Below are 24,480 nucleotides of genomic sequence, written 5' to 3'. Positions count from 1 at the left end.
AGAGAATATGAACGCTACCTTCAGCCGTGGAAAAGGCTACCTGTTAACGCTGGCGCTGTTTGCCGCCGCGATCCCCGCCCACAGTGAAACCGCTGAACCGCTGCGCCAGCCCGTTGCCAAAGGCGCTTATGAAATGGCTTACAGCCCGTCGCAGCAGGCGCTGTATGTGGCAACCTCCGGCAGCCGCCAGCTGGATAAGGGCGGCGTGGTTTACCGCCTCGATCCGCAGACCCTGGCCATTACTCAGGCGATCCACAACGACCTCAAGCCCTTTGGTACGGCAATCAACAATAAAACCGACACGCTTTTTGTCGGCAACACGCTGGACAGCACGGTCACCGCGATCGATGTAAAAAGCGGTCAGGTAAAAGGACGTCTGGTGCTGGATGCGCGTCCGCGCAGCGAAAATTTCCGTCCGCTGGCGCCGCGTGAGCTGGCGGTAGATGAAAATACCAATACGGTTTATATCGGCGGCGTGGGCGAAGAGAGCCGCATCTGGGTGGTGGATGGCGATAAGCTGACGCTGCGCCATACGCTGGAGGGCTTAGGCAAGCACGCTACCGGCCTGACGCTGGACACCGCCGCGCACCGCCTTTACGCTACCGGCGGCGATAACGAACTCTTCACTTTCGACACCGCCAGCAACAGGCTGCTTGGCAAAGTGAAGCTGGCAGAGGGCGAGCACTTCTTTCTGAATATCAGCCTGGATCCGGCCACGCATCGCGCCTTTATCACCGACTCTAAGCAGCCTGAGCTGCTGGTGGTGAACACCGAAGACGGCAAGGTCATACAGAAGGTCGCCGTGCCAAAATCGCTGGCGGTGCTGTTTAATCCGCAGCGCAATGAAATTTATGTGACCCACCGTGAGGCGGGCGAAGTCAGCATTATTGACGGCAAAACCTATAAAGTTGTCAAAACCCTTAAGGCGCCGACCCATCCAAACAGCCTTGCGCTGTCGCCGGATGGTCAGACGTTGTATATCTCCGTTAAGCAGGCTTCTTCCCGCAAACAGGAAGCCGCCGCGCCTGACGAGGTGATGCGCGTCGCGCTGTAATCCGTTGCCCCGATCGCTGACGTCGGGGCTTTATCTTTACGTTTCCGTTCAAAAAGCGACCTTGTCAGTAATGATGGTTATGTTATATTGATCATAACTACCATCACCAAGGATAAAGCTATGAGCGCCATTCCGGTTTCTTCAGGTATCGCCACGCTGGTAGGCACTCCGAAAGAGATCCAGGCCCGTTTAAATAAGTCTCAGGCCGATCGCGTATTGGCCATGACCTTTGTTCATCAACAGCCGGGCGTGGTCGAGACGTTAACGGAAAACATTATGAACATGACCGTTTCTTTGCTTGAGGTGCTGCGGGAGCGTCAGGAGCAGTCATCGCTGGAGCGGCTGGCGGAAATCATGTTGCCGTCGGCGCCGGTCTCGCCAACGCTGCTGAAAGAAGCCGCTATGCTGATCCAGGCCCGTAAGGCCGTACTGGAAAGCGGAGACTGGCTGACGGCGGCAGAAGTGGCCGGGCTGGCCGGGTTCAGCGCGCGCAACCCCAGCGCGCAGCCGCATAAGTGGAAAAAACAGCAGCAGATTTTTACCATTCAGCATCACGGTATTGATTACTATCCTGCCTGGGCTCTGGCGGCGGACACCGGGTTCCGGCCCTGTAAGGCGCTGGCGGAAATCATAAAAATCTTCACCGATAGCAAGGACGGTTGGGGAATGGCCTACTGGTTTCGGGCTGACAACAGCGCCCTGGGCGGCAGGCGTCCGCAGGATTTGCTGCTCAGCAGCCCGGAACAGGTAATAGAAGCAGCGAAAGATGAGGTAGAAGGCGTTGAACATGGCTAGCTCTGCCGATGCTTTACTGCTTCCCGCTCCCACGGCAGAGCTTGCTGTTACCCTGACGCTCCTTAACGCCGGTGAAAAGCTACACCGTATCCATCTGGATAAATATCAAGCGACGCAGTTTAATCCGGGCCTTAAAGGCAATGCGCGATTCAGCCCCATTAAAGATGAGGAAGATCGCGCTATTCCCACGCTGTATGCCGGTACGACGTTTTCCTGCGCGCTGATGGAAACGCTGTTTCACGACGTTCCGCATACCGCCGGGTTCAAAAGCATGGACAAGGCAAAGTTTACCGGCCAGCAGCACTCGGTTATTGAGGTAACGGAAGCGCTGAGGCTGGTGGATTTACGCAGCCTGGCTTTACACAAGCTCGGCCTGAAGCGTAGCCAGCTAATCGATACCGAAAAAGATTGCTATCCGGCCACCCGAAAATGGGCCGAAGCTATTTATTGCCAGTGTCCGCAGGCGCAGGGATTGCTCTGGATATCCAGACAGGATGACGCGGCGCGCGCCATCGTGCTTTTTGGCGATCGCCTCGGCGTAAAAACGCTACGGCCCACGGGCGTTTCCCGTTCTCTGCTACAGGATCACGGCACCTGGTTTAAAGTGCTGGAGCTGGCAGAACGCATAGCGCTGACCATTGTGCCCGCACGGCATTAATCGGCTTCTTTCCTGTCTGCCATCCTGCTTTTGCTTTAAAATCGTCGCTGGTACAAATCTTGTCATCAATTGCCGTTAAAACTTGCCGTTTTAAAAAGGATAAATGCAATGAAAGAAAGATTTCCGCAAGGCTTTATGTGGGGCGGCGCGACCGCCGCGAATCAGGTAGAAGGCGCCTATAACGAGGATGGCAAAGGGCTTTCCATCGTGGACGCCATTCCCGGCGGCAAGTCCCGCCTGGCTATCGTTTCCTCGCCTGATTTTGATTTCACCCTGGACCCTTCCCGCTACACCTATCCCAACCATAAAGGCATCGATCACTATCACCGCTTCCGCGAGGATATCGCGCTGTTTAAGGAGATGGGTTTTAAGTGCTATCGCTTCTCCATTGCCTGGACCCGCATCTATCCAAACGGCGTTGAGCAGCAGCCCAACGAAGCGGGCCTGCGTCATTATGATGAGGTGATTGCTACCTGTCTTGCGCACGGCATCGAGCCGGTTATCACCCTTTCCCATTATGAAATGCCGCTGCATCTCGCCACCGAATTCGGCGGCTGGAAAAATCGTGAAGTCATTGAGCATTTTGAACGCTTTGCCCGGACGGTGCTGGAACGCTACGGCCAGAAAGTAAAGTACTGGATGACCTTTAACGAGATCAACAGCGCGGTACATTTCCCGATGATGAGCCAGAGCCTGACGGTAAAAACCGGCGCGCTGGAGCCGCAGGCGAAATTTCAGGCGTGGCATAACCAGTTTGTCGCCAGCAGCATGGCGGTGAAAATCGCGCACGAAACCAATCCCGCCATTCAGATTGGCTGCATGATTATCTACGCTACCGCCTATGCCTTTGACTGTAACCCGCTTAACCAGCTGGCCACGCTGAAAGAGATGCAGTCGTTTAACTTCTACTGCGCCGACGTGCAGGCAAAGGGCGACTACCCTTATTACGCCAAAAGCCTGTGGAAATCGCTGGGCGTGACGCTGGATATCCAGCCGGGCGATATGGCGTTAATCAAAGCGCATACCGTGGATTACATCGGCTTCAGCTACTACATGTCCACCACCATCAATAAAACTGCGGAAGCGGAGTCCGCTCAGGGCAATCTGCTGGGCGGCGCGCGCAACCCGTTCCTGGAGGCCAGCGACTGGGGCTGGGAAATCGATCCTGTCGGCCTGCGCATCGGGCTGAATCAGCTCTACGATCGCTACCAGAAGCCGCTGTTTATTGTCGAAAACGGCCTGGGCGCCATTGATAAGCCGGATGAAAACTTCCGGGTGGAAGACGACTACCGCATCAACTATCTGCGCCAGCATATTGAAGCGATGGCGGAAGCGATTGACGACGGCGTCGAGCTGATGGGCTATACGCCGTGGGGCTGCATCGACCTGGTCAGCATGTCCACCGGCGAAATGAGTAAGCGCTACGGCTTTATCTATGTCGATCTGGACGACACTATCTCCGGCACCGGCAACCGCTATAAGAAAAAATCGTTCTACTGGTATCAGAAGGTGATTGCCAGCAACGGCAGCGATCTCAGCTAAGATCGGCCTGGCCGTTGGCCGTATCCAGCGGCCAGGAATCAAACAGATAGCCGTCAAAATCGAGATCGTCCACGTCGGAGAACTGCAGCAGGCGGTGCTTTACGTTTTCCAGATGCTGCCACATGGCCAGCTTCGCCGCGCGGGCATCCTTTTTAATCAGCGCCACGAGGATCTTTTTATGATCGCTCAGCCACTCTTTACGGTAGTGGGTGTTATCGAGGTGGCGGTGTAGCTGGCTCCACATGGTATTGTTTTCGCGCCACTGCCAGGACTGCTTAAACAGTTCGACCAGCATACTGTTGTGCGTCGCCTGGGCTATCGCCAGATGAAAGTTCATGTCGCCGTTTTCGGTTTCATTGACCGCGCCGGAAGCCAGCTCCTGCTCCTCCAGCTCCAGCGCCTGGCGCATTTTGCGGATATCGTCGCGCGTGGCCTGGATGGCCGCGAACCCGGCGATATTGCTTTCCAGCAGCTGCCGCGCCTGCAGCATTTCAAACGGGCCGGCGTCGTTACAGGCGCTTTCCGCCGCCGCAGGCGCCTGCGGCGTAGCGCGATCGGCCAGTACGAAAATCCCCGCGCCGCGCCGGACTTCAACCAGTCCTTCCAGCTCCAGCATGATCAGCGCTTCTCGCACCAGAGTTCGGGTCACGTTCAGCTTTTCGGCGATTTCACGTTCAGGCGGCAGACGCTCGCCGACGGCGTAAGGCTTTTGCGCGATCAGCTTACGAAGCATTTCGCCGACTTCCTGGTAGGGCCGCTGTTGAGAGGGAGTTAATTTCATCATGTTCTTTTAAGTTGCTGGGCTGACCGGTGTTATCACCGCCGTGAGCGGCTGACTATAGCATATTGATGGCAGCGGGCGGGCCAGCTGCGGGCAGCAATTGACCAGGCCGGACGACAAAGACTACGGCGCGAAACAGCGCGCCGCATTGTTGATGCAGATATCCCGCGCCATGCCGCCCGGCAGCCCATAAATCATTATCCTTAAACAGCAATGCTCACTCAGCAGGCACTAAAAAAAGGCGCGATGAACCGCAAGCTCCACGCCACGCACTTCCGCCAGGCCTTTCAGGCGGCCAATCGCCGAATAGCCGGGGTTGGTTTGTTTGTGCAAATCGTCCAGCATCTGGTGGCCATGATCGGGCCGCATCGGAATAAGATCTTCTTTGCCAGCCGTTTTACGCCGATGTTCCTCGTGGGCGATCGCTTTGACTACCGCATACATATCGACATCGCCCGCCAGGTGAGGGGCCTCGTGGAAGCTGGCGGGATTTTCTTCGCGTCGGGTGGCGCGCAGATGGGCAAAATAGATACGCGGGGCGAACTGTTCAAATATGGCGACCAGATCGTTATCGGCCCGCACGCCCAGCGACCCGGTACAGAAGGTAAAGCCGTTAGCCATGCTGCTGACCGTGTCGACCATCCACTGCCAGTCCTCAGCGTCAGAGACAATGCGCGGCAGACCGAGAATAGGGCGCGGCGGATCGTCCGGGTGCACCGCCATCCGCACGCCGACGGCTTCCGCTACCGGAATAATATGGCGTAAAAAGTGGCTGAAATTTTCGCGCAGCCGGGCTTTATCGATAGCGGCATAGCGCCGAAGCTGCGCGCGCAGCCGATCCAGGGTATAGCCTTCTTCCGCGCCCGGCAGTCCGGCAATAATATTACGCACCAGACGAGCCTTGCTTTCCTCGCTCATGGTTATAAACCGCTCTCTGGCTTCGGCAATCTCCCTGGCGCTGTAATCCTGTTCTGCACCGGGCCGCTGTAAAAGATGCAGATCGAAAACGGCAAAGGCGATCTGATCGAAACGCAGCGCCTTTGCCCCGTCAGGTAAAGTCCAGCCCAGATCGGTGCGCGTCCAGTCCAGCACGGGCATAAAGTTGTAGCAAACAGTAGTGATGCCGCACGCGGCCAGGTTGCGAAGCGTTTGCTGATAATTTTCTATCCACCGCTCGCACTGCCCGCTACGGGTTTTGATCTCTTCATGAACGGGGACGCTTTCCACCACTGACCAGACCAGCCCGGCAGCTTCGATCAGCGTCTTTCGCTCGCGGATCGCCTCTTGTGACCACACCTCGCCGTTGGGAATAGCGTGCAGGGCGGTGACGATGCCCGTTGCGCCAGCCTGTCTCGCATCTGCCAGCGAGACGGGATCCTCGGGGCCATACCAGCGCCAGGTTTGTTCCATTTTCACCTCCATGCTCTTAGCTAAACGCGACGCGTGCCGCCACATGTTAACGGACAGCGCGGGCTGGCCGCACGGCGTCCCGCTCTGTTACGGGCAGAATTAGTTATCCGTATAAATAAGTCAACCAAAATGGATTATTTGGTTAACCTTATCACAAATATATTATCAGGCTGGCGACCGGGGTCGGGAACTGTGCTTCACTCCAGCTCGGATGCCAGTGCTGCTTTGCCGAAGTAAGTCCCTGCGGCAGCTTACCCTTGCGGGCTGTGGGCGCATCTGAGCTGATGCCTTGACGGTATCAGATCGATTGATAATCAGGACGACCTCGCCTTTAATTGGTTGACCAATATTGTGGCCAGGCGCAAAGCCAGGGCGGTGTCATTGAAAGGGAGAAGCAGATGAACCGCAGTTTAGAGCGACAAATAAGCGCAGCAGGTAGCAAACGTACCTTCCCCAATCTGCGATGGTGGGTACTCATCCTGTTTTTAACCGGCGTCACGGTTAACTATATCACCCGCAATTCATTAGCTATTCTGGCACCCGAGCTGAAAACCAGCCTGGGCATCACGACGGAACACTATTCCTGGATCGTGGGCGCTTTTCAACTGGCCTACACCCTGTTTCAGCCGGTTTGCGGCTGGCTTATTGACGTTATCGGGCTGAAAATCGGTTTCCTGATTTGCGCCACCGTCTGGGCGTTGACCTGTTTGCTCCATGCTGGCGCGGGCGGCTGGCTACAGCTGGCGATCCTGCGTTTTGTTATGGGCGGCGCAGAGGCGGCGGCCACGCCCGCCAATGCCAAAGTACTGGGCGAGTGGTTTCCTAAAAAAGAGCGGCCGATTGCGGCCGGCTGGGCTGGCGTGGGCTTTTCCATCGGCGCGATGCTGGCGCCACCCATTATCTATTTTGCGCACGCCGCCTTCGGCTGGCAGGGCGCTTTTCTGTTTACCGGTTTTCTGGCGATGGCGTGGGTTGGATTATGGGCACTTTTTTATCACAATCCGGCCGACCATCCCAATCTGAGCGCAAAAGAGCTGGCCCTTATCCAGCAGGATAATGAACCGCCCGCCGTGAAACAGAGCTTGTTTCGCGCGCTGCGTTCGGTAGGCAAAAACAAGCGATTCTACGGGATAGCCATTCCGGCCTTTATGGCCGAACCGGCCTGGGGCGTATTAAGTTTTTGGGTGCCGCTCTATCTGGCAAACGATCTGGGTATGGATTTAAAGCAGATCGCCTTATTCGCCTGGCTGCCGTTTCTGGCCGCCGATCTGGGCAGCATAGCCAGCGGCTATCTGACGCGCCTCTATACGCGCCTGTTTGGCTTTACGCAGGTCAACGGCGTGGTCGCCAGCTCGATCACCGGCGCGTTTCTGATGGTATCGCTGGCGCTGGTAGCCGTTACCAAAGATCCCTATATCGCGATTGCCTTGATTTCCGTGGGCGGCTTCGGGCATCAGATTATCTCCTGCATGCTGAGCGCGCTGGTGGTGGAAAAGTTCGATAAAGGCGAAATGGCAACCGTAAACGGCATGCGAGGCTCTTGCGCGTGGATCGCCAGCTTTCTCTTTTCTCTGCTCATTGGCCTGACGGCGGACAAAATCGGCTTCAATCCGCTGTTTATCGCGATGGGATTTTTCGATCTGATCGGCGCACTGTTTCTGATCGCTTTTATTGCTGAACGCCGCGCCGCACGCGCCTGAAGGGAAGATAACGATGAAAACGCTTAAGCACTGGAGCCTGAACGCCTCGGACAAAAATAGTATTGAGCTCAGGGTGGATAACCGCCATCTGCTGTGCCTGTCGGTACTGGAACAGGCGCTAATCCGGGTCACGCTCAAACGGCATGGGCAGTTTGCTTTGGATCGTACATGGAGCATTGCGCCGCAGGAGGATGTGCCCTGGGAAGGGCGGCCGCGTGAAAGCCTGGCGGGTTTCTCCCTGCCGGGCTACGCGCTGACGGAGCAGGATGACAGGCTGATTATCGCGACGGAGCAGCTGCGGGTGACGGTTCATCAGCCGCTGTGGCTGGAATGGCACTATCGGAATAGCGGCGGAGAGTGGGTGTTTCTGGCCAGCGATCGCCCCAGCGGCGCTTACCTGCTTAACGCTCATGGCGACGGCGTGGCGCACTATCAGCGGCGGATGAGCGACGATCGCTATTATGGGCTGGGAGAAAAAGCGGGCGATCTGCAACGTAACGGCAGGCGTTTTGAGATGCGCAATCTGGACGCTATGGGCTATAACGCCGCCTCGACCGATCCGCTTTATAAGCACGTGCCGTTTACGCTGACCCATCGGAGCGGGGCCAGTTTTGGGCTGTTTTACGACAACCTGAGCAGCAGCTGGTTTGATTTGGGGAACGAGCTGGATAATTATCATGCGCCCTATCGGCGCTGGCAGGCGGAAAGCGGCGATATCGATTACTACTTTTTTGCCGCCGCGCGGCTGGTCGACGTCACTAAAGCTTTTGTCCGGCTGACCGGAAAAACCTGCTTCGGGCCGAAATGGAGCCTGGGCTACAGCGGCTCTACCATGCACTACACGGACGCGCCGGATGCGCAGGCCCAGCTGTTAAATTTTATCCGGCTGTGCCAACAGCATGCGATCCCCTGCGACTCTTTCCAGCTCTCTTCCGGCTATACCTCGATTAACAACAAGCGCTATGTCTTTCACTGGAATCATGACAAGGTGCCGCAGCCGGAAGCGATGACCGGGGCTTTTCACCGGGCAGGCCTGCGGCTGGCGGCCAATATCAAACCTTGCCTGCTACAGGATCATCCCCGCTATCAGGAGGTGGCGGAAAAGGGCTTCTTTATCCGTGATTCAGAAAGCGACGCGCCGGAACGCTCCGTGTTCTGGGACGATGAAGGTTCCCACCTCGATTTCACGCATCCTGGCGCCATCGCCTGGTGGCAGGAAAATCTTACCGGTCAGCTGCTGGCAAAAGGCATTGATGCCAGCTGGAACGACAACAATGAATATGAAATCTGGGATGGCGAGGCGCGCTGTTACGGCTTTGGAAAAGCGATAGCCATTAAGCATCTTCGTCCGGTCATGCCGCTGTTAATGATGCGGGCCTCAATGGAGGCGCAGCAGCGCTTCGCGCCGGATCAACGGCCTTTTCTGATCTCACGTTCGGGCTGCGCCGGGATGCAGCGCTATGTACAGACCTGGAGCGGCGATAACCGCACCAGCTGGCAGTCGCTTCGTTACAACATCCGAATGGGCCTGGGGATGAGCCTTTCCGGCCTGTATAACGTGGGGCATGACGTGGGCGGTTTCGCTGGCGACAGGCCCGACGCGGAACTCTTTGTGCGCTGGGTGCAAAACGGCGTGATGCATCCTCGGTTTACAATTCACTCCTGGAACGATGACGGCACCGTCAACGAACCCTGGATGTATCCGGCCGTCACGCCAGCCGTGCGGGAAGCCATTGCTCTGCGTTATCGCCTGCTGCCTTATCTCTACACGCTGCTCTGGCAGGCTTACAGCGAAGACGAGCCAATGCTGCGGCCGACCTTCCTCGATCATGAGCATGATGCGCAGACCTTTGCGGAATGCGACGAGTTTATGCTGGGTCGCGACCTGCTGGTGGCCAGCGTGGTAGAGCCGGGGCAGCGCGAGCGGCGCCTGTGGCTGCCGGATAACCCGAACGGCTGGTACGACTTTTACACGCACCAGTGGTACAGCGGCGGCCAGTGGATCACGCTCGCCGCGCCGCTGGAAAAGCTGCCGCTGCTGGTACGTGCCGGAGCGGGGCTGCCGATAAGCGAGCGTTTACAGCATGTTGACGCCCGCGCCGACGATCGCCGTGAGCTGCTTCTGTTTCCGCTCAGAGGGATCGGCACTGCCAACGGCTGCCTTTTTGAAGATGATGGCGAATCATGGGGTTATAAAGAAGGCCGGGCGCTGTTGCTGCACTGGGAGATGCGCTGCGAGGCGGATGCTGTACGGGTAAGCTTTTCCCGCCAGGGACAGTTTAAACCGGCATGGCGGCGGCTGGCTGTCTCGCTGCCCGCAGGCGAACGCCGCCGCCTGTTTATTAATGAGGTTGAACAGGCCGATGGGGGCAGAATAGCGGTGGCTGATATAGCGCAAGAGGCGTGGCACCTGGCGGGCTGATACCGTAAATCGAGCGCCACGGCTAGTGTAAAATAGCCGTGGCGGTTGAACCCGCTACGCCTGAACTACAAAAGGAGCCTTTGCATTATATCCCGTGCATTTTTAAGCAAACAGCTTCAGCGCCGCTATCCGCTTCAGCGCTTCCGCCAGGGCTTCCTCGCTGGCGGTCAGGCTCAGGCGCACAAAACCTTCGCCGCCCGCGCCAAAGCCGTGTCCTGGCGCAACCAGTACCTGAGCGTCGCGCAGCAGCTTTTCGGTAAACTGTTGCGCGCTGAAACCCGCAGGCACGGGGAGCCAGAGGAAAAAGGTGCCCTGGCGCTCGTCGACCGGCCAGCGCATCGCGCGAAGCGCCTGGATAACCTTTTCGCGACGGCGATGATAAATGGCGGCAAAGTGCGTCACCTCGTTCTCCGGCAGATCCAACGCCGTCACGGCAGCGTCCTGCACCGCCCCGAACACCGTACTGTAGCTATGCGTATGCAGTTTTTTAAAAGCGCTGATAATCGAGGCGTTGCCCACGACAAAACCAAAACGCCAGCCTGCCATCAGGAAGGTTTTCGACAGCGTATAGATTTCCACACCCCACTGCTTTGCCTCTGGCCGGGCTAACAGGCTCAGCGGTTTTTCCCCGGCGCGCTGGCCAATGGCGGCATAGGCAAAATCATGCAGCAGCGGGATCTGCCAGCGTTGGACAAATTCCAGCGCCTCTGCAAACAGCCCAGGCGTGGCGATGGCACCGGTAGGGTTGTGCGGATAGTTCAGCATCAGCAGCCCGGCCTGACGCGCGATCTTTTCAGGCACTTCAATAAAGTCAGGCAGGAACCGGCGCGCGGCATGAAGCGGGATACCATAAAATTCAGCCTGCGCCTGCACGGCGGCAGAGCGGTAAATGGGATAGCAGGGATCGGTTGAAATCAGATACTGGCCGGGGTTGAGTAAAGCTCGCGGCAGGCCCGTAACGCCAATGTGCGCGCCGTGAAAAACGGCAATCTCATGTTCAGGATCCAGCTCAACGCCGTACTGGCGTTGATAAAAGCGGGCAATCGCCTGGCGCAGCGTAAATTTTCCCCAAAAAGAGGGATAGTCGTGGTTTTCGGGCCGTGCCGCAGCGGCTTGCAGGCTGGCCACCACGGCTGGCGGCGTGGGCTGTCGGGGACTGCCGGAAGAGAGATCGATGAGCGGACGCTGCAAGGACTCCACCTGGGCGGCCATTTTTTCGAGCGCGCTGAACAGATTCTCTTCTAATTCATTAACCAGCGCAGAGGGAGAAAATACCGGCATTATTATTCCGAACAGATAAAAGGAGGGTGCCACTATCGCACAGTGGGCCACGGCATAAAACAGCATCACGTCCCGGCAGTAAGCAATAAAACGGATAATCTTATTCGCCGAATGCAATAGCATAATCTGCATAACCTTAGCGTAATAAAGTCACAGGGACAGCCTTTTTTTGGCTTCTTACCGGCAATCGCTCTGTGATTTAATCGTTTTGATTATTTATACAGAGAGATGTTTTTTATGCGCAGGTTGCTAACGACAGGGTTGCTTTTTGTTTTATTTTCTTCGGTTTCACATGCGGACGATAAATTAATCCGTGTTGGTTTTAATCCGGGACCTTATAAAGAGCAGTTTCAGCAGGGCGTGGCGCCCTGGTTAATAAAGAAAGGCTACAGGATTGAATATAAAGATTTCAGCGATGGCATTCAGGTCAATGACGCGGTGAGCCGCGGCAATATCGAAGCCAATATCATGCAGCACCCGGTCTATCTTCAGTCGGTAAACGCGCGCCTGGGTATTGATAATGCAGGGATTGTGCAGGTGCCAACGCCGCCGATGGGGCTTTATTCCAGCAAAATTACCACGCTGGCAACGCCGAAGCCCGGCATGGTGATTTCAGTGCCTAACCAGGCGCCTAACGAATACCGCGCGGTGCTGGTGCTGCAAAGCTTAGGCTGGTTGAAAATCCGTCCCGACAGCGATCCGGCCACCTTTTCGCAAAAATTCATCAGCGAGAATCCTTATAAAATCGTACTGAAAGAGATGGATAACGCCCAGCAGGTTCGTGCGCTGCCGGACGTTGATTTCGGCCTGATCCAGGGGAACTTTGCCGTTTCCAGCGGAATGAAACTGGCTTCAGCGTTAAAGCTGGAGGCGCCAACCAGCCAGTTTATTAACGTGGTTACCGTTGCGGGAAAAAATAAAGAGGCGGCCTTTGCCAAAGATATTGTGGCTGGCTACCAGTCTGAAGCGTTTAAGAATTATATTCGCACGCACCATCAATATGATGGCTATCTGCTGCCTGACTATTTCAAATGAGCGAGGCGATAAGCGTTAACTCGGTCAGCAAAACCTTCTCCCGCAAGGGAGAGGTGCTGCTGGCGTTAGACAATGTCAGTCTGACTATTAATAAAGGCGAAATATTTGGAGTGATTGGTGCAAGCGGCGCGGGAAAAAGCACGCTGCTGCGCCTGCTTAATCACCTTGAAGTCCCCGACCGGGGAGAGGTGCTGATTAACGACGTTTCGCTGCAATCGCTCAATAAAAAAAAGCTCAGCGCGGTGAAGAAAGAGATTGGCATGATCTTTCAGCATTTTAATTTGCTGAATTCGCGCACGGTGTTTCATAACGTCGCTATCCCGCTGATTTTGCAGGGGCGGGATAAACAGTTTATTCGCCAGCGCGTGACGGAGCTGCTGGCTTTCGTCAACCTCAGCGATAAAGCGCAGCGCTATCCCAATGAGCTGTCGGGCGGGCAAAAACAGCGGGTTGGGATTGCCCGCGCGCTGGCGACCAATCCGTCAATCTTGCTGTGTGACGAGGCGACATCGGCGCTCGATCCCCATACCACGGTGCAAATTCTGCTGCTGTTGCAGGAGATCAACCAGCGCTACGGCATCACCATTGTCCTGATCACCCACGAGATGTCGGTGGTGCAGAAAATCTGTCACAAGGTAGCGGTAATGGCGCATGGCCGCGTGGTGGAGCAGGGCAGCGTGCTGGATCTGTTTGGGCAGCCTCAGGACGCCGTCACCGCCAGTTTTGTGCAGTCGGCGATCCACGACCGCGTGCCGGAGCAAACCCTGAAGCGCATCAGAGAGCAAAGCCACAGCCGCGCGCTGCGGCTGGAGTTTATAGGCCAGACGGCGCAGCAGCCGATTATCAATCAGCTGATCCGGCAGTTTCCGGTAGAGGTGAATATTCTGTTTGCCAACATGTCCGAGGTTCAGAGGACCATTCTCGGTTTTATGATTGTGCAGATCAGCGGCGACGCGACGAATACTGACGCGGCCATTCGCTATCTCCATGATGCAGGGGTGAAAATCAGCGATGTTTGAATTTATCGATACCGCCGTCACCGGCGAACAGTTTCTGCTGGCGTTGCAGGATACGCTGGTGATGATCGGCGTTTCACTGGGGTTCGGATCGCTGCTTGGGATCCCGCTGGGCGTCGTGTTGGTGGTGTGCCGTCCCGGCGGTATTTTGCCTGATAGCCTGCTGCATCAGTTGCTGAATCCGCTGGTTAATATTCTGCGTTCGCTGCCTTTTATTATTTTATTGATCGTTATTTTGCCGCTGACGCGCTGGCTGGTCGGCACCACTATCGGTACGGCGGGCGCGATTGTGCCGCTGGTGGTGTTTATCGCGCCCTATATCGCCAGACTGGTGGAGAGTTCGCTACTGGAAGTCGACGAGGGCATTCTGGAGTCGGCCAACGCCATGGGCGCCAGCACCTGGCAAACCATCTGGCACTTTATGCTGCCGGAAGCGGCCTCCTCGCTGATCCTGGCGCTGACCACCGCCACTATCGGCCTGCTGGGCGCCACGGCCATGGCGGGCACCGTGGGCGGCGGCGGCATTGGCGATTTAGCCATCACCTACGGCTATCAGCGCTTTGACGCTTTCACCACGCTAACCACCGCGCTGGTGTTGATTGTAATCGTGCAGCTTCTACAGACTCTCGGCACGCGTCTGGCGCGTCGGGTGCGTCGTGAATAACCCCAGAGGGAAAATTATGCCAAAGGTAAGCCATATTGCCGATGCGGACAAAACCGCCGGGCCAGCTACGGAACATCAGCTTACCGTGACCCACTGGGGCACCTATCGCGTCACCACCAATAATGGCGTGTTGACCGCGCTTGAGCCGGTTGAGTGGGACAGACAGCCGTCAAAAATCGGCCTCTCGCTGCCGGGAGCCGTCCAGGGCAACAGCCGCGTAAAACGACCGGCAGTGCGGCTTGGCTATCTTCAGGGCAAACCGGCGAATCGGCAAGGTCGCGGTAAAGAGCCGTTTGTGGAAGTGAGCTGGGAACAGGCGCTGACGCTGGTCGCCGCCGAGCTAAAAAAGGTAAAAGAGCAGCACGGCAATCAGGCGATTTACGGCGGTTCATACGGCTGGTCAAGCGCGGGTCGTTTCCATCACGCCCAGAGCCAGCTGCACCGGTTTTTAAATCAGTTTGGCGGCTATACCGCCAGTACCAACACTTACAGCATCGCCGCCGGCGAGCGCGTGCTGCCGCATATTCTGGGCGATCTCGACGAGCTTCAGCGTCAGCATACGCACTGGGCGCAGCTGGCGCAGCACTGTGAGCTGTTTGTCGCCATTGGCGGCCTGCCGCAGCGCAACGCGCAGGTTAACGGCGGCGGCGCCAACGAACATGCGCTCGGCTACTGGCTGCAAACGCTGAGCGACAACGGCTGCAAATTTATCAACGTCAGCCCGGTGCGTAACGATCTGGCTACCCTGCCGGATGCCGAATGGCTGGCGATCCGGCCCGGCAGCGATACCGCGCTGCTGCTGGCGATCTGTCAGGTGCTTATTGAAGAAGATCTCTTTCAGCACGATTTTGTCGCACGCTATACGGTAGGTTTCGATCGCTATGCGGCTTATCTACGGGGCGAGCAGGAGGGGGAAGCCAAAACCCCGGAGTGGGCCGCGCCGATCACCGGTCTGGACGCCGCCACCATTCGCCAGCTGGCGCGGCAAATGGCGCAGAAAAAGACGCTGATCAATATGGCATGGTCGGTTCAGCGCGCCCGGCAGGGCGAGCAGGCCTATTGGGCTTTAGTTGCCGTTACCGCGCTGTTGGGACAGATTGGCACCCCCGGCGGCGGCATCGGGTTTGGCTATGCTTCCACCAATCTGGCGGGCGCCGATCGGCGGCGATTTTCCGGCCCGCGCCTCTCGAAAGGGGAGAACGCTGTCAGTACGCGCATTCCCGTCGCGCGCATCGCCGATATGCTGCTGCATCCTGGTAAGGACTTTGAGTTTGACGGTAAGACGCTGACCTACCCCGATATTCGTTTAATCTACTGGGCCGGCGGCAATACTTTTCATCATCATCAGGATCTTAATCGCCTGATTGAGGGATGGCGGCGGCCGGACACGGTGATCGTTCATGAACAATACTGGACGGCACAGGCAAAATTCGCCGATATCGTGCTGCCCGCCACCACTTCGCTGGAGCGGGAGGATATCGGCAGCGCCAGCAACGACGGCTTTATGATCGCCATGCGCCAGCACCTGCCGCCGTTTGCCGAGGCGCGGGATGATTATACGATTTTCAGTGAGCTTGCCGCGAAGCTGGGCTTCGACAGCGCCTTTACCGAAGGGCGCAGCGTACGTGACTGGCTGGCAAAGATTTATGACGACTCACGCCCACGTGCGGCGGAAGAGGGCATTACCCTGCCGGATTTTGCCACGTTCTGGGCGCTGGGCAAGCTTGAGTATGCGCGCCCCAACGAGCCACAGGTGCTGCTTAAGGCTTTTCGTGACGATCCCGATGCCGCGCCGTTGACCACGCCCTCGGGAAAGATCGAGCTGTTTTCTGCCTCGGTGGCCGCCTGGGGTTACGAGGAAGCGCCGGGACATGCTTACTGGCACGAGCCGGAGCAGGCGGCGCAGTGCGAGGAAAAACGGCGCTGGCCGCTGCATCTGCTCTCCAGCCAGCCGCGTACGCGCTTACACAGCCAGTACGATCATGGGCTGATCAGCCAGCAGAGCAAGATCAAAGGGCGTGAGCCGCTGTGGATGCATCCGCAGGACGCGGCCGCGCGCGGCGTTCAGGATCGCGATATCGTCAAAGTCTGGAACGATCGCGGCGCGCTGCTGGCTGGGGTGAGAGTAACGGCAGATATCCTGCCGGGCGTTGTGCAGATAGCCACGGGCGCCTGGTACGATCCGCTGGATCCTACCCAATCACACTCGCTGGATAAGCAGGGTAATCCCAACGTATTAACCGTCGATATCGGCAGTTCACGGTTAGGGCAGGGATGCAGCGCGCAAACCTGTTTCGTTGAAATTGAGCGCTTTGATTTACCGCTGCCGGAAATAACCGCCTGGCAGCCGCCGCATTTTGTCGCCGGCTTTTGCATATCGAAAGAAAGATAACTTCGTAGTACAGCCCTGAGCGAAATGGCAAGGTAAAACCTTCTCTATAAGCAGGGCGAAACAAAATGAGTACAGCGCAACAGCTCTCCCTGCCGGTGATTGATCTTTCTCAATTAAATGGCGATCCCCGGCAGCGTCAGGACTTTCTGGAAACTTTAAATTATGCCGCTCGTGAAGTCGGATTCTTTTATCTGATCGGTCACGGTATTTCTCCGCAGCTGTTAACGGATGTACAACGCGTTTCCCGCCAGTTCTTTGCGCTGACGGAGCAGGAAAAGCTGGGCGTGAAAATGGCGAACTCTCCGCATTTTCGCGGCTATAACCGTGCGGGTGCCGAAATCACCCGCAGCCAGCCGGACTACCGTGAGCAGTTTGATATCGGCGCGGAACGCCCGGCCATTGGAAATCCTGACGCGCCCTGGCAACGCTTGCAGGGGCCGAATCAGTGGCCAGAGAGCCTGCCTGAACTGCGCAGCCTGCTAACGCGCTGGCAGCAGGAGATGACCGGCGTGGCGCTGGCGCTGCTGCGCGCGTTTGCCGAAGCGCTGTCGCTACCGCGCCATGCTTTTGACGACTTATATGGCGAGTACCCTAACGAGCACGTCAAACTGATCCGCTATCCTGGCCGTGCGGAGGGCGAATCCCGGCAGGGCGTCGGCGCGCATAAAGATTCCGGCTTTTTAACGCTGCTGTTGCAGGACGACCAGGCCGGCTTACAGGTGGAAGTGACGCCGGATAACTGGGTAGATGCCGCGCCGCTGCCCGGATCTTTCGTGGTCAACATCGGCGAACTGCTGGAGCTGGCGACCAATGGCTATCTGCGTGCGACCGTACACCGCGTGGTCTCGCCGCAGGCTGAACGCGAACGCCTCTCGGTGGCCTTTTTCCTCGGCGCGCAGCTTGACGCGGTGGTGCCGGTTTATCAGCTCTCTCCGTCACTGGCGAAATTTGCCCAGGGACCGACCAGCGATCCGTTAAATCCCTTATTACGCGAGGTGGGCTGGAATTATTTAAAAGGCCGCCTTCGCTCGCATCCTGAAGTCGCTGACCGTTTCTATTCCGACTATCTGAATCACGAAAAACACCCATAAAATTGAGAACATAAAATGATGAAAGCTGCTTTTTACACCTTAGCCGGGATCTCTTTATTTGTTGCACAGACGCTCCATGCTGCGCCATTACGCGTAGCGGCCGATCCGGTTCCCCATGCGGAAATTCTGGAATATGTGAAAACCCTCGATCCGAAGCTGGATTTAAAAATTATTGAAATGAGCAGCGGCGGTATTAACCCGAATGAATTATTAGCCTCCGGCGAAGTTGATGCTAACTATTTCCAGCATCTGCCTTATTTAAAGGATCAGGAAAAAGCGCTGGGCAAAACTTTCAGCGTGGCGGCGGCGGTGCATATTGAGCCGCTGGGGCTTTATTCACGCAAAGTAAAGTCGCTGGCGGAACTCCCGAAAGGCGCCAGCATTGCCGTACCCAACAATGCCCCAAACCTGAGCCGCTCGCTGTGGCTGCTTCAGAAGAACGGCCTGCTGAAGCTGAAGTCCACGGGGGATGCCGCATCGACGCTGGTGACGCCGGCCGATATCAGTGACAACCCGAAAAAACTTAAAATAGTGCAGATTGAATCGCCGCAGATCCCGCGCGCGCTGGACGATGTCGATGCGGCAATCATCAACGGCAACTATGCGCTGGAAGCGGGCCTGGTTCCGGCCAAAGACGCGCTGGCGCTGGAGTCGGCCGACCACAATCCGTATGCCAACCTGCTGGTAACGACGCCCGAGCTGTTAAAAGATCCCCGCATCGTGCAGCTGGCTAAAGATCTGAAGTCGCCGCAGGTGGCTGAGTTTATTCGTAAAAACTACAGCGGTTCGGTGATCCCGGTTGAAGGGCTTAAGCATGATTAAACTCGAAAAAATCAGTAAGAGGTATCCCGGCGCAGCCGCACCAGCTTTATCGGATATCTCGCTGACGATAGAGGCGGGCACTATTTTCGGCATCGTGGGCCGCAGCGGCGCGGGAAAAAGCACGCTGCTACGCTGCCTGAACCGGCTGGAGCAGCCGACTTCCGGCCGGGTGATGATTAACGGGCAGGATATCGGCCAGCTCAGCGTAAAGCAGCTGCGCCAGCAGCGTCGGCAGACGGGCATGATCTTCCAGCATTTCAATCTGCTGCATTCCCGTAGCGTCAACGACAATATCGACCTGCCGCTGGAGATTGCTGGCGTGCCGGTAAAAACACGAAAGGCGCGGGTTGCCGCGCTGCTGCAACTGGTCGGGCTGGAAAATTTTGGCAATGCCTGGCCTTCGCAGCTCTCCGGCGGCCAGAAGCAGCGCGTCGGCATCGCCCGCGCGCTGGCGGCCGAGCCGGACTATCTGCTGTGTGATGAAGCCACCAGCGCGCTCGATCCTGAAACCACCCGTTCCATTCTTGAGCTGCTGGCGGACATTCAGCGGCAGCTCAAGATCACCGTCGTGCTGATTACCCATGAAATGGCCGTGGTGAAGCAAATTTGCCACGGCGCCGCGCTGCTTGAGCAGGGCAGGCTGGTTGAAAGCGGCTCGCTTGCAGAGATTATGGCGCACAAAGGGGGGCGGCTGCGGCAGATGCTATTGCAGGATGGCGAAGCAGACAGGGCTTTCCTGGCAAAATATACGGAGGTGAGTGCGCGATGCGTAGCGTAAATTGGGATCGTTTTCAGGACCTGATGATCAATGCCACGCTGGAAACGCTGTATATGGTGGCGCTGGCGGCGCTCTTTACCGTAGCGATCGGGCTGCCGGTTGGCGTCCTGCTGTTTCTTACCCGTAAAGAGGGGATACTTGCCAATCGCCCCCTCTCTCTGGTGCTGAACTGCGTGGTGAATATTGGCCGCGCGCTGCCGTTTGTGATTTTGCTGATTGCCATGATCCCGGTGACGCGGCTGATCGTCGGCACCGCGCTGGGCAGCACCGCCGCCGTCGTGCCCATTACGCTTGGCGCATTTCCTTTCTTTTCCCGCATCGTTGAAAATGCGCTGGATGAGGTCGATCGCGGCCGCATCGAGGCGGTGGTAGCAATGGGCGGGAGTCACTGGCATATCGTCAGCCGTGTGCTGCTGCCGGAAGCGCTCCCTGCGCTGGTGGCGGGCATCACGCTGACCACCGTCATGCTGATCGGCTTCTCTGCCATGGCCGGCGTGGTGGGCGGCGGCGGGCTGGGCGATCTGGCTATTCGCTACGGTTATCAACGCTTCGATAACACCCTGATGGCGGCAACGGTGCTGGTGCTGCTGCTGCTGGTGCTGCTGGTGCAGAAATCGGGCGATCGCCTGGTGCGTTCGCTAAGCTGGCGTCGCTGAATCACAAGGACTTTTATATGTTTACTATCAAATCACCCGCTGGCTATGTGCAGCAGGCCGGGCTGTGTCAGCAGGCGGGCGAGCTTATCCGCCCGCTGGCCGTTCACTTACGCATTCTGACCTCGCCGCGTGCCTGGCAGGCCGTCAATCCGGCGCTAAGCGAAAGCCTTGAGCGCGCCGGGATCCGCTGGCAGCTCGACTATTTATCCGGTGAATGTACCGATGACAACATCGCCCGCTTTCAGCAGAGGCTGCTGGAGCAGGGCGCAGAAGGCATTCTGGCGATTGGCGGCGGGCGCGTGCTGGATACGGCCAAAGCGGTGAATGCCGCGCTGGGCGATCGCGTACTGATTGCGCTGCCGACGCTGGCCGCAACCTGTGCAGCCTGGTCGCCGCTGGCGATAGTGTATAACGCGGCGGGCGGGCACCTCAGAAGCCAGCCGCTGGACGCCATGCCGGCGCTGATCCTGGTCGATAGCGCGGTGATTGCTCAAAGCGATGTGCGCTATCTGCGCGCCGGTATCGTCGACGCGCTGGCTAAATGGTATGAGTTTGAGCCTTATCAGCGTCACAACCCGCATCAGCTTGCGCTGGATGTGAAGGTATCGGCGGCGTGGCAGGCCGTGGAGGTATTCCAACGCTGGGGCGAGGTGGCGGTACGTGATAATCAGCAGCAGCAGGTTACGCAGGCGCTGGAAAAAGTGATTGAAGCCAATATCGTGCTGGCCGGGCTGGCGAACAGCGTGCGCGGCTCGCTGGATACGCCAGGCTTTGCGCATGTGATCCACGATACGCTAACCCATCAGCCCGAATTACATGACTGGCTGCATGGCGAAAAGGTGGGATACAGCCTGCTGATCCAGTCGCTGGTGGCGAACCATAACGATCGCCCCGACGGCACGTTACTGGCGTTGCTGCGTCATTTCCGCAGCCCGCTGCGTTTGCCTGCCTTGCAGGGAGATCGGGCCGCCCGCCTTGCACAGATTGCCGCCGGCATTCACTTTCCCGCCGCCAGCCTGGACCATTTGCCCTTTACCATCACGGCATCAGCGCTTAATGAGGCTTTATTGCTGACCGAGGCGCAGGATTTCGGTTCTCACTGACAGAATGGGGGGATGGTAACCGCCAGCCGCAACGGAAAATCCCCGAAAGCAAAAAGCCCGCTCAGGTAACCCTGAGCGGGCTTTTCAAATCTGGCTCCTCTGACTGGACTCGAACCAGTGACATACGGATTAACAGTCCGCCGTTCTACCGACTGAACTACAGAGGAATTGTTGGAACGGGGCGCATAATATCTATAGCGATTTGCGATGTCAAAGCCTGTTTGCACTTTTTTCGCTGACTGCTGCATTAATCGGCAATTAAGCGGCGGGCATCGCCCGACGCGAAAAACGCCGTCGGCCAGGCTTTGCGTAGCGCCTCGCAATCCGTGAATGTAACCACTGAATAACGCAGCAATTTTCGTCAGCATGATCACGTTTATTTCATTTTCACATTGTTCAGACGGATTTTGAAATATACATTCCATCGACGCGCCTCGTTCACCCGTAAGGAACCCCAATGAAAAAAGTCAGGATAGGTTTGATCGGCACCGGCTATATCGGACGCTGTCACGCGATTGCTTATGCGCAGGCGGCCACCGTCTTTGCGCTGAAAGGCGAGATCGTGCGCGAGATGGTGGCGGAGGTCAGCCCGGCGGTCGCCAAAGCGCAGGCCGCGGCGCTGGGTTTTGCCCGCTGGACAGGGGACTGGCGCGAGCTGGCGGCAGACCCGGCGATCGACGTGGTGGATATCTGCGCGCCCAATTTTCTGCACAAAGAAATGGCGCTGGAGGCTATCCGCCACGGCAAGCATGTCTATTCTGAAAAGCCGCTGGCGCTGAGCGTGGCGGATGCCGAGGAGATGACGCGGGCCGCCGCGCAGGCCGGGGTGAAAACGCTGGTGGGCTTTAATTATATGAAAAACCCTACCAGCCAGCTGGCGAAAGAGATTATCGCCAGCGGCGAGATAGGCGAGGTGGTGCATTTTTACGGCACGCATAATGAAGATTATCTCGCCAGCCCGCAGGCACCGCTGGACTGGCACTGTCAGAAGGCGCTGGCCGGGCTGGGCGCGCTTGGCGACCTGGGCGCGCATATCGTTAATATGGCGCATTATCTGGTAGGCGAAATCCGCGAGGTTTCTGGCGATATGCAGACGGTGATCGGGCAACGTCCCGATGCAAAAAATCCCGCCGTGCTGCGCGAGGTAGAAAACGAAGATCAGGCCAGCGCGCTGCTGCGCTTTGCCAACGGCGCGCACGGCGTGATTGAAACGTCGCGTATCGCCTGCGGCAGCAAAATGGGACTGACCTACGTGGTGACCGGCACGAAAGGAGCGATCCGCTACAGCCAGGAGAGAATGGCGGAACTGGCGCTTTATCAGCATGAGGATGCCGCCGGACGACAGGGGTTTAAAACCATTCTGACCGGCCCGGCGCATCCTGATTATGCTGCCTTTTGCATTTCTGCCGGACACGGCATCGGCTTTAACGATCAAAAAACGGTGGAAATCCGGGATCTAATCAACGGCATCGCGGCGGGCGATCCGATGTGGCCAGACTTTGCCGAAGGGCTACAGGTATCGAAAGTGCTGGAGGCGATAGCCGTTTCTGCGCTGGAGCGTCGCTGGATCGAGGTGCAGGGCGCGTCCCGGTTTTAACGCGGCGTTTTTATGCTTTTTCGCCGGAGATAAGAATGACTACTTTAGCGATACCAGCTGCTGGCTTTGGCGACATCAGTCTCTGACAGGCGGAGGCTTCTACCTCCGCCCTGTTGATCAGCGGAACGGCGGCTCGTTAAAGGTGCGAAGCTTACGCGAATGCAGCTTATCGCCCTCCGCGCGCAGCAGATCTATCGCGCAGATGCCGATCTGTAGATGTTCAGAGATCGCGCCTTCGTAAAAACGGTTAGCCTGGCCGGGCAGCTTGATCTCACCGTGGATCGGCTTATCGGAGACGCAGAGCAGCGTGCCGTAAGGCACTCGAAAGCGATAGCCCTGGGCCGCGATGGTGGCGCTTTCCATATCCACCGCTACCGCGCGGCTGAGGTTAAACCGCAGAGCGGAGGCGGAATAGCGCAGCTCCCAGTTGCGATCGTCCGTCGTCACCACCGTGCCGGTACGCAGGCGCTGTTTAACTTCTTCGCCCGGCATGCCGCTAACCTGTTTGGTGGCGTCAAACAGGGCGCGCTGCACTTCGGCAATGCTCGGTACCGGAATATCGGGCGGCAGTACCGCGTCCAGCACGTGATCGTCGCGCAGGTAAGCGTGAGCCAGCACGTAATCGCCAATCGTCTGGCTTTCACGCAGGCCGCCGCAGTGGCCAATCATCAGCCAGGCATGCGGACGCAGCACCGCCAGATGATCGCAGATGGTTTTCGCATTTGAGGGGCCAACACCGATATTAATCAGCGTAATGCCCTGGCCCTCTTTGGCAATTAAATGCCAGGCCGGCATCTGGTGGTTTTTCCACGCCAGGCCGGAAATAGTGGTCTGGGGATCCGGCGTTTCGGCAGTCACGCAGATATTGCCCGCGCAGGAAAGCGCTTCGTAAGGCGAATCCGGATCTGCTATCTGCTCGCAGCTCCAGCGCACGAATTCGTCAACGTATCGAGTGTAGTTGGTAAACAGCACCCACGACTGAAAATGCTCGACCGGCGTGCCGGTATAGTGACGCAGCCGCGCCAGTGAAAAGTCGGTGCGCAGCGCGTCAAAATGCGACAAAGGGAACTTTTCGCCCGGCTGGTAAAGGCCGTCCGCGTTCTCATCGCCAATTTGCGCCAGCTCGGTCGTTGGGAAATGCTGCGCCAGCCCGGCGCTCATGCTGCGATCCAGCCCCAGGTTGGAGCCGTCGATAACGTAAGGGAAAGGGATCTCCTGCTGCGAAGGCCTGACTTCCAGCGTTACCGGATACTCGCTGCAAAGCATGGAAAGCTGTTCGGAAAGATAGTGGCGAAACAGCGCGGGGCGGGTGATGGTGGTGGCATAGCTGCCGGGGCGGGTAAAACGGCCAAAGGCGCGCGACAGCTTGTGGCCCGCCGCATCACCCTGCCAGCTGACGCGCAGCTCCGGGTAAACAAACAGGCCGGCGGCGCGGCTGGCCGCATCCGGCAAGGTGCCTTCGCTGACATAGGTGGTAATCGCCTGGCGCAGCGCGCTGACCGCTGCTTCGTACAGGGCATCCAGCTTATCCAGCGCCTCGTCTACGGTTAATCCTGATGGTGGCCGCGTCATAAGTCTCTCCTGGGCGGTTATTGTTTTCTTAACAGCATGTTAGCTGAAATAAAGCGTGCGCGCTCAGGCGCAGTCTGAATTCATCCCCACAGGGGATAATTTGCGCTACGC

20 protein-coding genes and 1 tRNA gene are annotated in these 24,480 nt (G+C 57.5%); 16 read left to right on the top strand and 5 right to left on the bottom strand.

Features of this window, described 5'->3' with window-relative positions; all coding sequences use genetic code 11:
- The first annotated feature begins 7 nt into the window (after window positions 1–7).
- The 4 genes from yncE to QCD69_RS03610 all read left to right on the top strand — a co-directional run bounded on the left by yncE (window position 8) and on the right by QCD69_RS03610 (window position 4,049).
- On the top strand, window positions 8–1,054 hold the full coding sequence (gene yncE / locus QCD69_RS03625) for a 7-bladed beta-propeller protein YncE (protein ID WP_301251063.1): 1,047 nt from the start codon (window positions 8–10) through the stop codon (window positions 1,052–1,054).
- 120 nt (window positions 1,055–1,174) lie between these two features.
- Window positions 1,175–1,849 carry an antitoxin Xre/MbcA/ParS toxin-binding domain-containing protein gene (locus QCD69_RS03620; RefSeq protein WP_253460245.1) on the top strand — a complete coding sequence of 225 codons (675 nt, stop codon included), beginning with the start codon at window positions 1,175–1,177 and terminating at the stop codon, window positions 1,847–1,849.
- Window positions 1,842–2,507, top strand: a complete 666-nt coding sequence (locus tag QCD69_RS03615) for an RES family NAD+ phosphorylase (RefSeq protein WP_301251062.1) — start codon at window positions 1,842–1,844, stop codon at window positions 2,505–2,507. The genes QCD69_RS03620 and QCD69_RS03615 overlap by 8 nt, the downstream gene beginning before the upstream one ends.
- 108 nt (window positions 2,508–2,615) lie before the next feature.
- Window positions 2,616–4,049 (top strand): glycoside hydrolase family 1 protein, encoded by a 1,434-nt coding sequence (locus QCD69_RS03610; RefSeq protein WP_301251061.1) that lies wholly within the window; start codon window positions 2,616–2,618, stop codon window positions 4,047–4,049.
- Here the strand turns inward: QCD69_RS03610 and uxuR are convergent.
- Window positions 4,042–4,830, bottom strand: coding sequence for a Uxu operon transcriptional regulator (gene uxuR, locus QCD69_RS03605; protein WP_301251161.1), 789 nt, complete (start codon window positions 4,828–4,830; stop codon window positions 4,042–4,044). The genes QCD69_RS03610 and uxuR overlap by 8 nt on opposite strands.
- Before the next feature lie 231 nt (window positions 4,831–5,061).
- Window positions 5,062–6,240, bottom strand: coding sequence for a mannonate dehydratase (uxuA, locus tag QCD69_RS03600; RefSeq protein ID WP_301251060.1), 1,179 nt, complete (start codon window positions 6,238–6,240; stop codon window positions 5,062–5,064).
- Between the two features lie 398 nt (window positions 6,241–6,638).
- Here uxuA and QCD69_RS03595 point away from each other — a divergent pair, with 398 nt between their 5' ends.
- The gene (locus QCD69_RS03595; protein ID WP_301251059.1) at window positions 6,639–7,940 is read left to right on the top strand and encodes an MFS transporter; all 1,302 of its coding nucleotides are present in this window, start codon (window positions 6,639–6,641) and stop codon (window positions 7,938–7,940) included.
- 13 nt (window positions 7,941–7,953) lie between these two features.
- Window positions 7,954–10,362, top strand: a complete 2,409-nt coding sequence (locus QCD69_RS03590; RefSeq protein ID WP_301251058.1) for a glycoside hydrolase family 31 protein — start codon at window positions 7,954–7,956, stop codon at window positions 10,360–10,362.
- 102 nt (window positions 10,363–10,464) lie between these two features.
- Here the strand turns inward: QCD69_RS03590 and QCD69_RS03585 are convergent, their stop codons facing one another.
- Window positions 10,465–11,643 (bottom strand): aminotransferase class I/II-fold pyridoxal phosphate-dependent enzyme, encoded by a 1,179-nt coding sequence (locus tag QCD69_RS03585; RefSeq protein WP_301251056.1) that lies wholly within the window; start codon window positions 11,641–11,643, stop codon window positions 10,465–10,467.
- Between the two features lie 237 nt (window positions 11,644–11,880).
- On the opposite strand from QCD69_RS03585, the gene QCD69_RS03580 reads away from it, so the two are divergent.
- The 9 genes from QCD69_RS03580 to QCD69_RS03540 all read left to right on the top strand — a co-directional run bounded on the left by QCD69_RS03580 (window position 11,881) and on the right by QCD69_RS03540 (window position 21,200).
- Window positions 11,881–12,678, top strand: a complete 798-nt coding sequence (locus tag QCD69_RS03580) for a MetQ/NlpA family ABC transporter substrate-binding protein (protein ID WP_301251055.1) — start codon at window positions 11,881–11,883, stop codon at window positions 12,676–12,678.
- A complete protein-coding gene (locus QCD69_RS03575; protein ID WP_301251053.1) occupies window positions 12,675–13,697 on the top strand; it encodes a methionine ABC transporter ATP-binding protein in 1,023 nt (340 codons plus the stop codon). The genes QCD69_RS03580 and QCD69_RS03575 overlap by 4 nt, the downstream gene beginning before the upstream one ends.
- Window positions 13,690–14,358, top strand: coding sequence for a methionine ABC transporter permease (locus QCD69_RS03570; protein WP_301251051.1), 669 nt, complete (start codon window positions 13,690–13,692; stop codon window positions 14,356–14,358). The genes QCD69_RS03575 and QCD69_RS03570 overlap by 8 nt, the downstream gene beginning before the upstream one ends.
- A gap of 16 nt (window positions 14,359–14,374) precedes the next feature.
- Window positions 14,375–16,750 carry a molybdopterin-dependent oxidoreductase gene (locus QCD69_RS03565; RefSeq protein WP_301251049.1) on the top strand — a complete coding sequence of 792 codons (2,376 nt, stop codon included), beginning with the start codon at window positions 14,375–14,377 and terminating at the stop codon, window positions 16,748–16,750.
- Window positions 16,751–16,815: 65 nt separating this feature from the next.
- Window positions 16,816–17,841, top strand: coding sequence for an isopenicillin N synthase family dioxygenase (locus tag QCD69_RS03560; protein ID WP_301251047.1), 1,026 nt, complete (start codon window positions 16,816–16,818; stop codon window positions 17,839–17,841).
- 18 nt (window positions 17,842–17,859) lie between these two features.
- Window positions 17,860–18,663 (top strand): MetQ/NlpA family ABC transporter substrate-binding protein, encoded by an 804-nt coding sequence (locus QCD69_RS03555; protein ID WP_441004974.1) that lies wholly within the window; start codon window positions 17,860–17,862, stop codon window positions 18,661–18,663.
- A complete protein-coding gene (locus tag QCD69_RS03550; protein WP_301251044.1) occupies window positions 18,656–19,441 on the top strand; it encodes a methionine ABC transporter ATP-binding protein in 786 nt (261 codons plus the stop codon). Before QCD69_RS03555 ends, QCD69_RS03550 begins: the two co-directional genes overlap by 8 nt.
- Window positions 19,429–20,097 (top strand): methionine ABC transporter permease, encoded by a 669-nt coding sequence (locus QCD69_RS03545; protein ID WP_301251043.1) that lies wholly within the window; start codon window positions 19,429–19,431, stop codon window positions 20,095–20,097. Before QCD69_RS03550 ends, QCD69_RS03545 begins: the two co-directional genes overlap by 13 nt.
- 17 nt (window positions 20,098–20,114) lie before the next feature.
- Entirely contained in the window at window positions 20,115–21,200 is a 1,086-nt protein-coding gene (locus tag QCD69_RS03540; RefSeq protein ID WP_301251042.1) for an iron-containing alcohol dehydrogenase family protein, read from the top strand.
- Between the two features lie 91 nt (window positions 21,201–21,291).
- On the opposite strand, the gene QCD69_RS03535 is transcribed toward QCD69_RS03540, so the two are convergent.
- Window positions 21,292–21,367: transfer RNA gene (locus QCD69_RS03535), tRNA-Asn, on the bottom strand.
- 290 nt (window positions 21,368–21,657) lie between these two features.
- Between QCD69_RS03535 and QCD69_RS03530 the strand changes: the two genes are divergently transcribed.
- Window positions 21,658–22,797, top strand: a complete 1,140-nt coding sequence (locus QCD69_RS03530) for a Gfo/Idh/MocA family protein (RefSeq protein ID WP_301251041.1) — start codon at window positions 21,658–21,660, stop codon at window positions 22,795–22,797.
- Window positions 22,798–22,914: 117 nt separating this feature from the next.
- Here QCD69_RS03530 and QCD69_RS03525 read toward each other — a convergent pair whose 3' ends face one another.
- Entirely contained in the window at window positions 22,915–24,369 is a 1,455-nt protein-coding gene (locus QCD69_RS03525) for an AMP nucleosidase (RefSeq protein WP_301251040.1), read from the bottom strand.
- Between the last annotated feature and the right edge of the window lie 111 nt (window positions 24,370–24,480).

Origin of the sequence: Erwinia sp. PsM31 (assembly GCF_030433775.1) — a bacterium.
In the GTDB taxonomy this organism is placed as follows: domain Bacteria; phylum Pseudomonadota; class Gammaproteobacteria; order Enterobacterales; family Enterobacteriaceae; genus Erwinia; species Erwinia aeris.
The sequence above is the reverse complement of the archived record's forward strand: the minus strand, read 5'-3'. Positions and strand labels throughout refer to the sequence as shown.

Coding starts and splice junctions, on each gene's coding strand:
- QCD69_RS03595 (WP_301251059.1), top strand. CDS start 6,639: ATGAACCGCAGTTTAGAGCGACAAATAAGCGCAGCAGGTAGCAAACGT.
- QCD69_RS03585 (WP_301251056.1), bottom strand. CDS start 11,643: ATGCCGGTATTTTCTCCCTCTGCGCTGGTTAATGAATTAGAAGAGAAT.
- QCD69_RS03545 (WP_301251043.1), top strand. CDS start 19,429: ATGCGTAGCGTAAATTGGGATCGTTTTCAGGACCTGATGATCAATGCC.
- QCD69_RS03620 (WP_253460245.1), top strand. CDS start 1,175: ATGAGCGCCATTCCGGTTTCTTCAGGTATCGCCACGCTGGTAGGCACT.
- QCD69_RS03570 (WP_301251051.1), top strand. CDS start 13,690: ATGTTTGAATTTATCGATACCGCCGTCACCGGCGAACAGTTTCTGCTG.
- QCD69_RS03590 (WP_301251058.1), top strand. CDS start 7,954: ATGAAAACGCTTAAGCACTGGAGCCTGAACGCCTCGGACAAAAATAGT.
- QCD69_RS03555 (WP_441004974.1), top strand. CDS start 17,860: ATGAAAGCTGCTTTTTACACCTTAGCCGGGATCTCTTTATTTGTTGCA.
- QCD69_RS03560 (WP_301251047.1), top strand. CDS start 16,816: ATGAGTACAGCGCAACAGCTCTCCCTGCCGGTGATTGATCTTTCTCAA.
- QCD69_RS03565 (WP_301251049.1), top strand. CDS start 14,375: ATGCCAAAGGTAAGCCATATTGCCGATGCGGACAAAACCGCCGGGCCA.
- QCD69_RS03530 (WP_301251041.1), top strand. CDS start 21,658: ATGAAAAAAGTCAGGATAGGTTTGATCGGCACCGGCTATATCGGACGC.
- QCD69_RS03610 (WP_301251061.1), top strand. CDS start 2,616: ATGAAAGAAAGATTTCCGCAAGGCTTTATGTGGGGCGGCGCGACCGCC.
- QCD69_RS03615 (WP_301251062.1), top strand. CDS start 1,842: ATGGCTAGCTCTGCCGATGCTTTACTGCTTCCCGCTCCCACGGCAGAG.
- yncE (WP_301251063.1), top strand. CDS start 8: ATGAACGCTACCTTCAGCCGTGGAAAAGGCTACCTGTTAACGCTGGCG.
- QCD69_RS03540 (WP_301251042.1), top strand. CDS start 20,115: ATGTTTACTATCAAATCACCCGCTGGCTATGTGCAGCAGGCCGGGCTG.
- QCD69_RS03580 (WP_301251055.1), top strand. CDS start 11,881: ATGCGCAGGTTGCTAACGACAGGGTTGCTTTTTGTTTTATTTTCTTCG.
- QCD69_RS03575 (WP_301251053.1), top strand. CDS start 12,675: ATGAGCGAGGCGATAAGCGTTAACTCGGTCAGCAAAACCTTCTCCCGC.
- QCD69_RS03550 (WP_301251044.1), top strand. CDS start 18,656: ATGATTAAACTCGAAAAAATCAGTAAGAGGTATCCCGGCGCAGCCGCA.
- uxuA (WP_301251060.1), bottom strand. CDS start 6,240: ATGGAACAAACCTGGCGCTGGTATGGCCCCGAGGATCCCGTCTCGCTG.
- uxuR (WP_301251161.1), bottom strand. CDS start 4,830: ATGAAATTAACTCCCTCTCAACAGCGGCCCTACCAGGAAGTCGGCGAA.
- QCD69_RS03525 (WP_301251040.1), bottom strand. CDS start 24,369: ATGACGCGGCCACCATCAGGATTAACCGTAGACGAGGCGCTGGATAAG.